The sequence below is a fragment of the Variovorax sp. Root411 genome, from assembly GCF_001425205.1.
Taxonomy (GTDB): Bacteria; Pseudomonadota; Gammaproteobacteria; order Burkholderiales; family Burkholderiaceae_C; genus Variovorax.
The window spans coordinates 140,773-153,932 of the sequence record NZ_LMDW01000018.1 but is presented as its reverse complement, the minus strand read 5'-3'; the positions used below and the strand labels follow the sequence as shown (position 1 = coordinate 153,932).

9 protein-coding genes are annotated in these 13,160 nt (G+C 65.8%); 6 read left to right on the top strand and 3 right to left on the bottom strand.

Annotation, left to right across the window (positions count from 1 at the left end):
* Window positions 1–210 precede the first annotated feature (210 nt).
* Entirely contained in the window at window positions 211–1,443 is a 1,233-nt protein-coding gene (locus ASC92_RS22610) for a VRR-NUC domain-containing protein (protein ID WP_056520386.1), read from the bottom strand.
* A gap of 20 nt (window positions 1,444–1,463) precedes the next feature.
* On the bottom strand, window positions 1,464–4,058 hold the full coding sequence (locus ASC92_RS22605) for a type VI secretion system Vgr family protein (RefSeq protein WP_082519679.1): 2,595 nt from the start codon (window positions 4,056–4,058) through the stop codon (window positions 1,464–1,466).
* Between the two features lie 623 nt (window positions 4,059–4,681).
* Here ASC92_RS22605 and oxlT point away from each other — a divergent pair.
* The 6 genes from oxlT to ASC92_RS22570 all read left to right on the top strand — a co-directional run bounded on the left by oxlT (window position 4,682) and on the right by ASC92_RS22570 (window position 12,826).
* The gene (oxlT, locus tag ASC92_RS22595) at window positions 4,682–6,016 is read left to right on the top strand and encodes an oxalate/formate MFS antiporter (RefSeq protein ID WP_082519678.1); all 1,335 of its coding nucleotides are present in this window, start codon (window positions 4,682–4,684) and stop codon (window positions 6,014–6,016) included.
* A gap of 296 nt (window positions 6,017–6,312) precedes the next feature.
* On the top strand, window positions 6,313–6,840 hold the full coding sequence (locus ASC92_RS22590; RefSeq protein ID WP_082519677.1) for a formate dehydrogenase subunit gamma: 528 nt from the start codon (window positions 6,313–6,315) through the stop codon (window positions 6,838–6,840).
* Entirely contained in the window at window positions 6,837–8,396 is a 1,560-nt protein-coding gene (locus ASC92_RS22585) for a formate dehydrogenase beta subunit (RefSeq protein ID WP_056520245.1), read from the top strand. The genes ASC92_RS22590 and ASC92_RS22585 overlap by 4 nt, the downstream gene beginning before the upstream one ends.
* 342 nt (window positions 8,397–8,738) lie before the next feature.
* Window positions 8,739–11,615, top strand: coding sequence for a formate dehydrogenase subunit alpha (gene fdhF, locus ASC92_RS22580; RefSeq protein ID WP_056520243.1), 2,877 nt, complete (start codon window positions 8,739–8,741; stop codon window positions 11,613–11,615).
* Window positions 11,616–11,619: 4 nt separating this feature from the next.
* Window positions 11,620–12,486, top strand: a complete 867-nt coding sequence (fdhD, locus tag ASC92_RS22575; RefSeq protein WP_157609109.1) for a formate dehydrogenase accessory sulfurtransferase FdhD — start codon at window positions 11,620–11,622, stop codon at window positions 12,484–12,486.
* Window positions 12,487–12,517: 31 nt separating this feature from the next.
* Entirely contained in the window at window positions 12,518–12,826 is a 309-nt protein-coding gene (locus ASC92_RS22570; protein ID WP_056520241.1) for a formate dehydrogenase subunit delta, read from the top strand.
* A gap of 9 nt (window positions 12,827–12,835) precedes the next feature.
* On the opposite strand, the gene ASC92_RS22565 is transcribed toward ASC92_RS22570, so the two are convergent.
* On the bottom strand, window positions 12,836–13,135 hold the full coding sequence (locus tag ASC92_RS22565; protein ID WP_056520239.1) for a hypothetical protein: 300 nt from the start codon (window positions 13,133–13,135) through the stop codon (window positions 12,836–12,838).
* Window positions 13,136–13,160: the final 25 nt, after the last annotated feature.

Genomic DNA, 13,160 nt, shown 5'->3' with positions numbered 1-13,160 from the left:
GCCTTGGCGCACTTCCGGCTTGGAGCCGCGCTCGAAGAAAACGGTGCCGATCACGCCAGGCAGCACGACGGGGCGGCCATCGGCCAATTGCAGGGTCAATTCATTCCGGTAGCGCACCAGGGCTTCGAACGGAGTCAGGATGGCTTTAGGTTCTGTGGGGGACATGGGGCAACTGCTGTTTAAGCATGCAATGAAAATAAGACGATCAAATCAGCCTGCCGTCGCCACGGCCGTGACGCCCAACATGATGGCCAGTGCGGCGAGAGTGGCCGCGCTGGCCGTGGCCACGATGGCGATCAAGGCCGCCAGCGCGGCGGCAAGAGCCTCGGCCAACACGGCGATCACCACCACGGCTGCGACAACCAGCACGATGGCAACCAATCCCTTGACGACCGTCATCGCCACCTGCCCCCAGTCGATCTGCTTGAGCATTTCGAAGGTCAAGTCTGTCTGACGCTGGATCGCATGCCAAGCGGCCTTGAGCTGAGCGGCGGTGTAACGGTAGATCACCTGGCCTTTCTCATCGACCCACGTCCAGGCAGCCTGACCCGTCTCGGCTACCCAGTGCCCAGCGGCAAACAGCCAAGGCGCTTTCGCATGAAGCCACGAGTTCGCTTCAGCAGACAGGTAGCTTGCCCCTTGCTTGGTGCTGTCCCAGAGCGCCGCGATGGCGTTGGCGATCTCGGTGCGCGCATGGCTGGTATCGGGAATCCAGTCCTCGTACCACGCCGGCTGGGGAATCGCCTGCTCAGTGCGTACAGGGGCGCGCAGTCGAGCCTTTTCTTGCTCAGTGGCAGGCGCCGGCGCACGTGCGCGGGCCTTGGCCTTCCCAAGCTCGCCTTCGCAGTCAGAGACATCGAGGACAGACATCCGATCCCTGCCGCCGGCGATCAGCTGATAGGCTCGTTCTTGACCTACTCCCCAGGTGTCACCCGGGAACTTGATCTCGACCAAGCGCAACAAGTTGTCGGCATGAGGAGCGCCATCGAGGTCAACCACGCCCCGGCCTGGCCAGCGCATCGCTGGATTGCGCACGATGATGACATCGGGGCGGCGCAAGAAACCTGATGTGAGGCCTGGTGGGAATGGGTTCAGGCTGTGGCGGCGTCCTGGACCATCTGCCTTTTCACTGCTGAGAAATGGGATTGGGGCCTCGTTTCTCAGGGCCGGCGTCATATCAAAACTCACCTCCGCCTTGTACAACCAGTAGAAGTTGGCGATTGTCTCATCGACGCGGATGGTGGTGGAGACGACCACCTGCTTGAGAAAGGTGTCAGTGGTTGATCCGTCCGGCAGCTTGAGCGTGACGATCTTCGGCACCTTCAGGGCGTACAGAACCTTCTCGGTCAGGTAGCCTGTGGTCAGTGGAGGCAGGCGGGCGTATTCCAGCCGCTCTTCGATGGTGGTGCAGGTCGAGGCGACGGGCTGCATTGTGGTGGCCATGTGCATGGTGCTCCAGCTGTTCAGTCTTTGTCGGGCTCGGCTTCGAGGTAATCGGCAGGGATGGCGGCACTGCCACCTCCTGCAAACTTCCAGGGCTTGTTTTCCAGCGGCTTGGGCTTGACGGCGCGCAACCGCACATCCTGGGGGCCAGGCGTGAAAACTGGAATGGTCTCGCCCCTGTCATTCGTCTGGCCGAGCACAGTGCGACCCGAGGGAAGGTCAAGGCTGTAGGGATGCCGAATGAGCAGCGCCCCGTCTTCCTCGCTTTGCAAGACATACTGCGCCTGGTACGGCGGCTTGAAATTGATCGGCGGCACGGGCAGACTGTCGGGCCCCACCAGGCTGTGCACAGCCGCATGCTCGCGCCAAAGCCCATTGGTGCCATGCACGATGCCCGTGCCGCTCCATTTGCTGAAGCTGGAGCCGCCGTTGATGACCACCTCTTCCTTGGCCGTGATCGTGATTCGGTTGGCGGTATGGGTGATGTTGAGCTTGGCCAGCACGTTCACGCTGTCCTGGAGGGCCGTGATGTCGATGTTTCCACCAGCGGCCACCAGCTTCATACCGGCCTTGTAGGAGAACATGCGCACCGCACGCCGCACGCTGACCAAAAGGCTCTTGCCCGCGCTGATGCTGGTGTGCCCCCTGCTCGTAAGAGCGCTGTGTTCGTTGCTCACGATGTGCGTGGAGCCCTGCGCCGTGCTCTGGATGCCTGCCGCACTTGCCAACGTCAGGTGCGGCTCTTGGAACTCGGGGAACTGCCCCTTTTCCTTGTTGCCGCCTTGGCCCTTGATATCGTCGTTCTGTTCCTTCAACGCCTTGGTGACCTCGTCCTGGTCGCCCATCTCGTGCGCCTTGGCCTCTTGGGCGGCTTGCGAAAGACCCTCGTGCAGCTCGCGACCCTGGGTCAATCTGGCGACAGTCTCGCCCATGTCGGTGAGGTGCGCGCGTGCGTTTTGACGGGCTTCGGTACTGACCAACAGCCCTTTGGCAGCGCGCAACACGCCATGACCGTCAGTACGCAGTTCGAAGCCCTGACCACGCAGGTCCTTGCGGCCGGCCGTGTCCTCGATGCGCGCAATATGGCCGAGGCTCAGGCTGCTGCTTTGATGGTCGCTCTTGAGCTGCGCTTGTATCCTGTTGCCCAGGTCATCGAGCACGAGGTGGTTGCTGCGCCCGCCGCCCAATTCGCGGCTGCGAATGCCCGAGAGGTGTTTCTGGTCGGGCAACGCCCACGCCGGCATCTCGTCGGCATTGTGTACGCGACCGATGACGATGGGGTAGTCCGGGTCGCCATTGAGGAAATCGACGATGACTTCCTGACCGATGCGCGGCAAGGCGGCCGCGCCGAAGGTCGCCCCGGCCCAGGCCGTTGAGACACGCACCCAACAACTGGAGTGTTCGTTGTTCTGGCCCAAGCGGTCCCAGAAGAATTGCACCTTGATGCGGCCGTACTGATCGGTCCAGATCTCCTCGCCGGCCGGCCCGACCACGCGGGCGGTTTGCGGGCCGCGCGTGCGTCGCTGGGGCGTGGTGCGCGGTGGGCGCCAGGCGTAGGTCGTGGGCTGGACGTCGAAGGAAAAGTGCTGGATCGAACCGCCCGCACCTTGTAGTCCCTCGCTGGCCTGGAGGCTTTCTTGCAATTGGTAGGCCACCCCGAGCAGCAGGTACTGCTGGTTCTGGTCATCCCGGGGGTGGCCGCGCAGGCGCAGCGTATAGCCCGGCGCCAGTTCGCGCAAATTGGAGCGCCCAGTGGCCCGGCCGCGCGCGCTCAGTTGCTCTTCGGTACGGATGCGTGCGTAGGTTTCGCCATCGTCATGGCGGGTGTAGTCGCCTGGCCATTCGTAGAACTCAAGGCTGTCGTGGTCGTGGCCAGGTGGCATTTGCCGCTGGCTGGCCAGGTCGGCTTTGGGCTTCTCGAAGTCATAGTGGTTGCGATGGTGATGGCCGGAGCGAACCTCTTCGGCCTGCTCCCATTCGTAGATGCGCTCGCTGGGCTGCAGGCCCCCGGTCATCCCCGATTTCTCGTGCGGGTGATATCGGACGGTCTCGCCACCAGGCAGCGGGCCATGGGAACTGGCGATGTCATCAGCGAAGACCAGCACATGCTGCTCGGCCTCGTGTCGGAAATAGTAGTAGATGCCCTCATGCTCGCACAGGCGCGAGATGAAATTGAAGTCGCTCTCGTGGTACTGCACGCAGTAGTTCCACGCCCTGTAGCTGCGGCTGAGCTTCTGCTCGACGGAATAGCCGTAGCGCCCGAGCACCTGCATCAGGACGTCGGGGACGGTCTGGTCCTGAAAGATACGGAAGTCGCTGCGGCGGGTGGCGAGCCAGAGCCAGGGACGCAGCCGGAGGCGATAGTAGGACTGGCGGGCGTCTTCCTGCGACAGACCGAAGCGTGTGACGACGCCGCAAAGGTAGCGAGTGCCGGTTTCTGTTTGCACCTCGATGATGGCGGCCTTGCCCAGCAGCGACTTCGGCTCGATAGCGTTGCTATTGCCGAGCAGATCGATATCGAAGACGTAAGGCTGACTGAGCGGCTCGCGCCCGACCAGGCGATAAAACTGCAGGGCATCGCCCAAGGGCGTTTGAATCGTGACGCGGCGGCTCATCGCGTGGCCTGCGGGACGTGCGCGCGCGCAAGGTGATTGCGCAGGCACGCGCGATCGAAGACGGACATGAGGACTCCCTGAAGCGCCAGCCGCTCGACCGAGGGCAGGCTTTGCCGGATTATGTAAGGCCCACTCGTCTGTCCGAAAGTAGTGAAAAGTACGACCCGTACGAGGCGCAGCTGCAATGCGTGAACGAATCCACGCTGGCAGGCGCGACCTCTCGTGTCCATGCCCAGTCTTCAGGGTTGCGCGGTGATCAAACGTCGGCCAAGCCGAGGACGGCGGGCGGCCGTCGACACACGCGGAGCACGCGTGCGCAAAGAGGCCTCTTGCTAGGGATACCACGGGGGTCCTGCGAGTCCGCGATTCGTGCGAACTTGACTGAGGTCAAGAGTTTTTGAGTCGCTCCGCCCGACAGTCATTCACGCGCCAAGACAGGTGATCTTCATGCGGTGTATCGATGGCAGGGAAGTCTCGTCGCCTGTCGATGCGCACCGATCGCGTGGCGTGTGTGGCGCATGGCGCAGCACCCCGTTTTATTTCCGCTGTTTGCACCGATCGCTCGATTGATTTCTCTGCATTCGAAGTCTGTCGGACCTCACCGAAAAACCAAGGACAACACCATGAATCGGCCCACCTCCACGATCGCAGGTTCCACCCCCGCGATGTACCCACCGTCAGACGCCCATGGCGCCACCGCGAGCCGATCCGAGGCATACCGATGGGGACAGTTGCTGATCGGCATCGTCTGCATGGCGATGATCGCCAACCTGCAATACGGCTGGACGCTCTTCGTCAATCCGATCGCCGAGAAGCACGGCTGGAGCCGCGCCGCGATCCAGGTGGCGTTCACCATCTTCGTGCTCACCGAAACCTGGCTGGTGCCGATCGAAGGCTACCTCGTCGACCGCTTCGGCCCGCGTCCCGTGGTGCTGGTGGGCGGCTTGCTGTGCGGCCTGGGCTGGGTGCTCAACTCGGAGGCCGATTCGCTCACGTTGCTCTACATCGCGGCCGCCGTCGGTGGCATCGGCGCGGGCGCGGTCTACGGCACCTGCGTGGGCAACGCGCTCAAGTGGTTCCCCGATCGCCGGGGGCTTGCCGCGGGCATGACCGCCGCGGGCTTCGGCGCGGGCTCGGCGCTCACGATCATTCCGATCTCCGCGATGATCAAGTCGAGCGGCTACGAAGCGGCCTTCCTGTATTTTGGGATCGGGCAGGGACTCATCGTGTTCCTGCTCGCATGGATGCTGACCCGCGCGCCCCACCATGCCAAGGCGTCGAACAGCCGCAACGTGCAGCAGGCGGGCCGCGACTACGCGCCGGCCGAGGTGCTGCGCTCGCCCGTGTTCTGGGTCATGTACGCGATGTTCGTGATGGTGGCCGCCGGCGGCCTGATGGCCACGGCGCAGCTCGCGCCCATCGCCAAGGACTTCAAGATCATGGACGTGCCGGTCAACATCATGGGCCTGGTGCTGCCCGCGCTGACCTTCGCGCTCGCCATCGACCGCGTGCTCAACGGCCTCACGCGGCCCTTCTTCGGCTGGGTGTCCGACAAGATCGGCCGGGAGCAGACCATGTTCATCGCCTTCGCGATGGAGTCGGTCGGCATCCTGATGCTCTATCACTACGGCCAGAACCCGATCCTCTTCGTGATCCTGACCGGCATCGTGTTCTTTGCCTGGGGCGAGATCTACAGCCTGTTCCCCTCGACCTGCGCCGACACCTTCGGCTCAAGGTACGCGGCATCGAACGCCGGCATGCTCTACACCGCGAAGGGAACGGCCTCGCTGCTGGTGCCGCTGTCGAGCGTGCTCGCCGCCGCCACCGGCAGCTGGCAGGCCGTCTTCATCGCCGCCAGCGCGGTCAATGCGGCCGCTGCGCTGATGGCGTGGTTCGTGTTGCGGCCGATGCGCCGCAAGCACATCGAGGCGAGCCGCGCCAACACAACCATCGAGTAAGCCGTCGGCCCTTCCGGTTCTTGCGACCCACGCGGCCCTGCCATGAAGTTGGCAGGGCTTTTTGCCGATTGGGCCGCAGGGTTTGTGCGCATTGGCACCGAGCTTGTTTCCGCGGAAATTGACTTGCGTCAAGGCCCCCGTCGCTCGATTCATCGACATTGATCCTCAAGCGAATGGCCGCGGGATCCACGTCGAATTTCATGACGATGGCCCGTGACGAAACCACGATGAAAACAGCTCCGCCGGCAGCAAGACAACGGCGGCGGAGCCGGCAACGGACCAGACCGGACGGGACCATGAAACTACAACAGGCGCAGCAGGGACACGAGGTACCGCATCCGGCCTCCGCTCCCCTCGACAAGGAAGACCAACTCGCCACCGTGCAACGCAGCCTGCTGCAGCATGCGGACGAACCCGGCGCGCTGCTGCCGATCCTGCACGACGTGCAGGACGCGCTCGGCTACATCCCCGCGCACACCGTGCCCGTGATCGCCGATGCGCTGAACCTCTCGCGTGCGGAGGTCCATGGCGTCGTCACCTACTACCACCACTTCCGTGCCGAGCCCGCGGGCCGCCACGTGATCCAGATCTGCCGCGCCGAGGCCTGCCAGTCGATGGGCGCCGATGCGCTGCTCGCCCACGCGGAGCTGCGCCTCGGATGCAGCGCGCACGGCACTTCGAAGGACGGCGCGTTCACGCTGGAGCCCGCGTTCTGCCTCGGCCTGTGCGCCTCGTCGCCCGCGATGACGCTCGACGACCAGCCGCATGCACGCATGACACCCAAGGCATTCGACGCGCTGGTCGCGCAGGACAACAACCCATGAGCACCATCACCGTCTACGTCCCGCGCGACTCGGCTGCGCTTGCCGCCGGCGCCGACCGCGTGGCCCAGCGCATCGCGAAGGAGGCCACCGCGCGCGGCCTCATGCTCGAACTGGTGCGCAACGGTTCGCGCGGCATGTTCTGGCTCGAACCGCTGGTCGAGGTGAACACCCCGACCGGCCGCGTCGCCTACGGGCCGGTGACGCCCGACGACGTGGCCGGCCTGTTCGATGCCGGCTTTCTCACGGGCGGCAAGCACCCGCTCGCGCTCGGCCCGACTGAAGACATTCCCTACCTGAAGAAGCAGGAGCGCCTGACATTCGCGCGCATGGGCATCACCGACCCGGTGTCACTGACCGACTACCAGGCCTACGAAGGCTTCGCCGGCCTGCGCCGCGCGCTGGCGCTTGCGCCCGAGGAGATCGTGCAGCAGGTGCTCGATTCGGGCCTGCGCGGACGCGGCGGTGCAGCCTTTCCGGCCGGCATCAAGTGGAAGACGGTGCTGGGCACGGCCGCCGCGCAGAAGTACATCGTGTGCAACGCCGACGAAGGCGACTCGGGCACGTATTCCGACCGCATGACGATGGAGGGCGACCCCTTCATGCTGATCGAGGGCATGACCATCGCCGGCCTCGCCACCGGCGCGACGCAGGGCTACGTGTACGTGCGCTCCGAGTACCCGCACGCGATCGCGACGATGAACGAGGCCATTCGCGTCGCCGAGGCGGCGGGCTTCCTCGGCGACAACATCCTGCGTTCGGGCAAGCGCTTCTCGCTCGCGGTACGCAAGGGCGCGGGCTCGTATGTGTGCGGCGAGGAAACGGCGCTGCTCGAAAGCTTGGAAGGCAAGCGCGGCATCGTGCGCGCCAAGCCGCCGCTGCCGGCCATCGAGGGGCTCTTCGGCCAGCCCACGCTGATCAACAACGTGATCACGCTGGCCAGCGTGCCGCTGATTCTGGCGCGCGGCGCGGCCTTCTACCGCGACTACGGCGTGGGCCGTTCGCGCGGCACGCTACCGATGCAGCTGGCCGGCAACATCAAGTACGGCGGCCTGGTCGAGAAGGCCTTCGGCGTCACGCTGCGCGAGCTGCTGTACGACTATGGCGGCGGCTCGGCCTCGGGACGGCCGATCAAGGCGGTGCAGGTCGGCGGACCGCTGGGCGCCTACCTGCCCGAATCGCAATGGGACCTGCCGCTCGACTACGAAGCCTATGCGGCCGTCGGCGGCACGGTGGGCCACGGCGGCATCGTGGTGCATGACGACACGGCCGACCTGTCGAAGCTCGCGCGCTATGCCATGGAGTTCTGCGCGCTCGAATCCTGCGGCAAGTGCACGCCCTGCCGCATCGGATCGACGCGCGGTGTCGAGGTGATCGACAAGATCCGCGCGGACCAGAATCGCGTACAGCAGGTGATCCTGCTGCGCGACCTGTGCGACACCATGGTCCACGGATCGCTGTGCGCCATGGGCGGCATGACGCCATTTCCGGTGCTGTCCGCGCTCGACCACTTTCCGCAGGACTTCGGTCTTGTGGTCCCTGATCGCAAGGCTGCTTGAGATGTCGCCTTGCTGTTCCATTCGCCGTAGTGGGGGTCCTTCGGGGCGCGCTCACGCCGACGGGGTGCCTTGCTCCGCGAATGTCCCCCGCTTCGCTCCTCCTTTATTCCGCTGCGCAAGGCACCCCGCCGTCGTGATCGTTCAGAGCACTTGTCGATCGGCCGCGAACCAGCAGCGTGCCCTCGTGCACAGGGCATCGGGTGCTCCCCGCAGCGAAATAAAGGAGGAGCGAAGCGGGGGACATTCGCGCAGGGGAGCACCCGGTGGCCTGTGCACGCGCCCCGAACACAAGCCCCCAGAAATGTCCGCTCAAGCAAGAGCCACAGAGAGAAAGCAAAAGACATGTTGGACCATCTGAAAGAAACCGACTACGGCACCCCCAAGCGCGAATCAACGCGTGAGGTCACGCTGGAAATCGACGGTACCGAAGTCACCGTGCCCGCCGGCACCTCGCTCATGCGCGCCGCGGTGGATGCCGGCATCAACGTGCCCAAGCTCTGCGCCACCGACAGCCTGGAGCCCTTCGGCTCGTGCCGGCTGTGCCTCGTCGAGATCGAGGGCCGCAAGGGCTTTCCGGCCTCGTGCACCACGCCCGCCGAAGCCGGCATGAAGGTGCGCACCCAGACGCCGAAGCTGCAGGACCTGCGCAAGGGCGTGATGGAACTCTACATCTCCGACCATCCGCTCGACTGCCTCACCTGCTCGGCCAACGGCAACTGCGAACTGCAGGACATGGCGGGCGTCACCGGCCTGCGCAATGTGCGCTACGGCTTCGACGGCGCCAACCACCTGAAGGACCAGAAGGACGAGTCGAACCCGTACTTCAGCTATGACCCCTCCAAGTGCATCGTGTGCAACCGCTGCGTGCGCGCCTGCGAGGAAACCCAAGGTACCTTCGCGCTCACCATCAGCGGCCGCGGCTTCGAATCGCGCGTGTCGCCGGGGCAGGACGAAGCCTTCATGGACTCCGAATGCGTGAGCTGCGGCGCCTGCGTCGAGGCCTGCCCCACCGCCACGCTGCAGGAAAAGTCGGTCATCTGGCTCGGCCAGCCCGAGCACAGCGTGATCACCACCTGCGCCTACTGCGGCGTGGGCTGCGCCTTCAAGGCCGAGATGAAGGGCAACGAGGTCGTGCGCATGGTGCCCTGGAAGGACGGCAAGGCCAACGAAGGCCACTCCTGCGTCAAGGGCCGCTTCGCCTGGGGCTATGCGACGCACCAGGACCGCATGCTCAAGCCGATGATCCGCAAGAACATCAGCGACCCATGGCAGGAAGTGAGCTGGGACACGGCATTGAACTACGCCGCGGGCGAGTTCAAGCGCCTGCAGGCCAAGTACGGCAAGGACTCGATCGGCGGCATCACCTCCTCGCGCTGCACCAACGAGGAAACCTACCTCGTGCAGAAGCTGGTGCGCGCCGCCTTCGGCAACAACAACGTCGACACCTGCGCGCGCGTGTGCCATTCGCCCACGGGCTATGGCCTGAAGCAGACGCTCGGCGAATCGGCCGGCACGCAGACCTTCGCCTCGGTCGACAAGGCCGACGTCATCATGGTGATCGGCGCCAACCCGACCGACGGGCACCCGGTGTTCGCCTCGCGCATGAAGAAGCGGCTGCGCCAGGGCGCGAAGCTGATCGTGGTCGATCCGCGCCGCATCGACATCGTGAAGTCGCCGCACGTCGAGGCCGCGCACCACCTGCAGCTGCGGCCCGGCACCAACGTGGCGGTGGTCACGGCGCTGGCGCACGTCATCGTCACCGAAGGCCTGATGGCCGACGACTTCGTGGCCGAGCGCTGCGACCTGGTCTCGTTCAAGGAATGGAAGTCGTACGTCGAGCGCCCGGAGCAATCGCCCGAAGCCACCGAGCAGGCCACGGGCGTGCCCGCGGCCGAGTTGCGCGCCGCCGCGCGCCTGTTTGCCACGGCCGGCAACGGCGCCATCTACTACGGCCTGGGCGTGACCGAGCACAGCCAGGGTTCGACCACCGTGATGGGCATCGCCAACCTCGCGATGGTCACCGGCAACGTCGGCCGCGAGGGCGTGGGCGTGAACCCGCTGCGCGGCCAGAACAACGTGCAGGGCGCCTGCGACATGGGCTCCTTCCCGCACGAACTGCCGGGCTACCGGCACGTGTCCGACAGCACCACGCGCGCCTCGTTCGAGGCCGCGTGGGGTGTGCAGATCGACCCCGAGCCGGGCCTGCGCATTCCCAACATGTTCGAGGCCGCGATCGGCGGCAGCTTCAAGGGCCTGTACTGCGAGGGCGAGGACATCGTGCAGTCCGACCCGAACACGCAGCACGTGGCGGCCGCGATGATGGGCATGGAGTGCGTGGTGGTGCAGGACATGTTCCTCAACGAGACCGCCAAGTACGCGCACGTGTTCCTGCCGGGCTCGTCGTTCCTTGAAAAGGACGGCACCTTCACCAACGCCGAACGCCGCATCTCGCGCGTGCGCAAGGTGATGCCTCCGAAGGCCGGTTATGCCGACTGGGAAGTGACCGTGAAGCTCGCGCAGGCCCTCGGCTATCCGATGGACTACAGCAGTCCCGAGGAAATCATGGACGAGATCGCCGCGCTGACGCCGACCTTCCACGGCGTGAGCTACCAGCGCCTCGACGAGCTCGGCAGCATCCAGTGGCCTTGCAACGAGGCCGCGCCCGAGGGCACGCCGACGATGCACATCGACGCCTTCGTGCGTGGCAAGGGAAAGTTCATCGTCACGCAGTACGTCGCGACGGACGAGAAGGTCACGCGCATGTTCCCGCTGCTGCTGACCACCGGGCGCATCCTCTCGCAGTACAACGTGGGCGCGCAGACGCGGCGCACCGAGAACAACCAGTGGCACAGCGAGGACCGGCTGGAGATCCATCCGCACGATGCCGAGGAGCGCGGCGTGAAGGACGGCGACTGGGTCGGCATCCAGAGCCGCGCGGGCGAGACGGTGCTGCGCGCCATGGTGTCCGAGCGCATGCAGCCGGGCGTGGTCTACACCACTTTCCACTTCCCCGAGTCGGGCGCCAACGTCATCACCACCGACAACTCCGACTGGGCCACCAACTGCCCCGAGTACAAGGTGACGGCCGTGCAGGTGGCGCCGGTGATGCAGCCCTCCGCCTGGCAGCAGGAATACAGCCGCTTCAACAAGGTCCAGCTCGAACTCGCGACGGCCAGTGCGGCGCAGGACCCGCGCAACGAGACGATTCCCGCCAAGTAGCGCAATGGCCGTGGACATCGCCACCTTGCCCGCCGCGGACGGCGCCGACGCCTTCTGCGAAGGCGCGCGCCTGCTGCCCGTGCACGGCGTGCGTGGCGGCGAGGCCTATGCGGTGCAGGACTGGGTGGCCGATGAAGTGCCGGTGGCGCTGGAGTTCAACGGCATCTCGCATGCGGTGATGCTCGCGACGCCGCTGGACCTCGAAGACTTCGCGCTCGGCTTCTCGCTCAGCGAGGGCATCCTCGACCACGCGCACGAGCTCTATGCGGTGGAGACGGGCGAATCGGAACTCGGCATCACGGTGCGCCTGCAGGTGTCGAGTGCCGCCTTCGCGCGGCTGAAGCTAAGGCGCCGCACGATCGCGGGCCGCACCGGCTGCGGCCTGTGCGGCACCGAGAGCCTGGCGCACGTGTCGCGCGAGCTGCCGGCGCTCGCCGATCCGGCGGGCCCGCTCGAACGGCAGGCCATCGCCCGCGCGATGCTGCAGGTCCAGTCGCTGCAGACGCTGCAGCAGGCCACCGGTGCGGTGCACGCTGCTGCCTGGTGCTCGGCTGACGGCGAGGTGCAGTGGCTGCGCGAGGACGTGGGCCGCCACAACGCGCTCGACAAACTGATCGGCGCGCTCGCGAACAACGACGTCGACGCATCCACCGGCTTCGTCGCCGTGACCAGCCGCGCCAGTTTCGAGATGGTGCAGAAGACGGCGATGGCCGGCGTGCCGCTGCTGGCCGCGGTGTCCGCGCCGACCTCTTTCGCAGTGGCCACGGCCGAGCGCGTGCGGCTCACGCTGGTCGGTTTCGCGCGCAAGGACGACCTCGCGGTCTACAGCCACCCCGGGCGCCTGGCGGCGGCCGGGTACGGCGCGCACTGAAGCAGTCATCCATTCATTCCAAAGGCAGTGCATGCACGATCACGATCCGACGGCGCAACTGGTCAAGATGGCCAACCAGATCGGCACCTTCTTCCAGGCGCAATCGCCGAGCGACGCCACCATGGCCACGAACGCGATCGCCGCGCACCTGAAGTCGTTCTGGGCGCCGAGCATGCGCGTGCAGCTGATCCGCGCGCTCGAAGCGGGCACCGCCACGGGGCTGCTGCCGATCGTCGCGTCCGCAGTTCGCGGCCACCGCGCGAATCTGCTGCCCGGCGGGGCGCGCGAGATTGGCGATGTGAAGGAACAGTTTCCGCAGGGCGGCGGCGACGCGGGTTGAGCGCGAGGTCTAGACGCCCCAGCTCCGTCCGGCCGTGCGTTCTGCCTGCGACTTGAGCAGCGCCTCGTAGAAGAGGCACAGCGGCATGGCGATGAACACCATGCCCGCCACATAGATCACCAGGCTCAGCACGGGGAAGTTGTCGCCGCCCCAATGGGGAATCGACGTGGCGATCGCAAGGAGGGCAATGACCGCGATCACCGTGTGCAGCACGCTGCGCACGAACGTGATGCGTGGCGATGCCGGCGCGTCGTGCGTCTGACGTTCGTGCACCGGGCTGTGGTCGCCCTTGTCTCCATCGTTGTTCATCGTCGCTCCTCGGTGAAGGCGTCGG

Coding starts and splice junctions, on each gene's coding strand:
- ASC92_RS22570 (WP_056520241.1), top strand. CDS start 12,518: ATGCACGATCACGATCCGACGGCGCAACTGGTCAAGATGGCCAACCAG.
- ASC92_RS22590 (WP_082519677.1), top strand. CDS start 6,313: ATGAAACTACAACAGGCGCAGCAGGGACACGAGGTACCGCATCCGGCC.
- ASC92_RS22565 (WP_056520239.1), bottom strand. CDS start 13,135: ATGAACAACGATGGAGACAAGGGCGACCACAGCCCGGTGCACGAACGT.
- ASC92_RS22605 (WP_082519679.1), bottom strand. CDS start 4,058: ATGAGCCGCCGCGTCACGATTCAAACGCCCTTGGGCGATGCCCTGCAG.
- fdhF (WP_056520243.1), top strand. CDS start 8,739: ATGTTGGACCATCTGAAAGAAACCGACTACGGCACCCCCAAGCGCGAA.
- ASC92_RS22610 (WP_056520386.1), bottom strand. CDS start 1,443: ATGGCCACCACAATGCAGCCCGTCGCCTCGACCTGCACCACCATCGAA.
- fdhD (WP_157609109.1), top strand. CDS start 11,620: ATGGCCGTGGACATCGCCACCTTGCCCGCCGCGGACGGCGCCGACGCC.
- ASC92_RS22585 (WP_056520245.1), top strand. CDS start 6,837: ATGAGCACCATCACCGTCTACGTCCCGCGCGACTCGGCTGCGCTTGCC.
- oxlT (WP_082519678.1), top strand. CDS start 4,682: ATGAATCGGCCCACCTCCACGATCGCAGGTTCCACCCCCGCGATGTAC.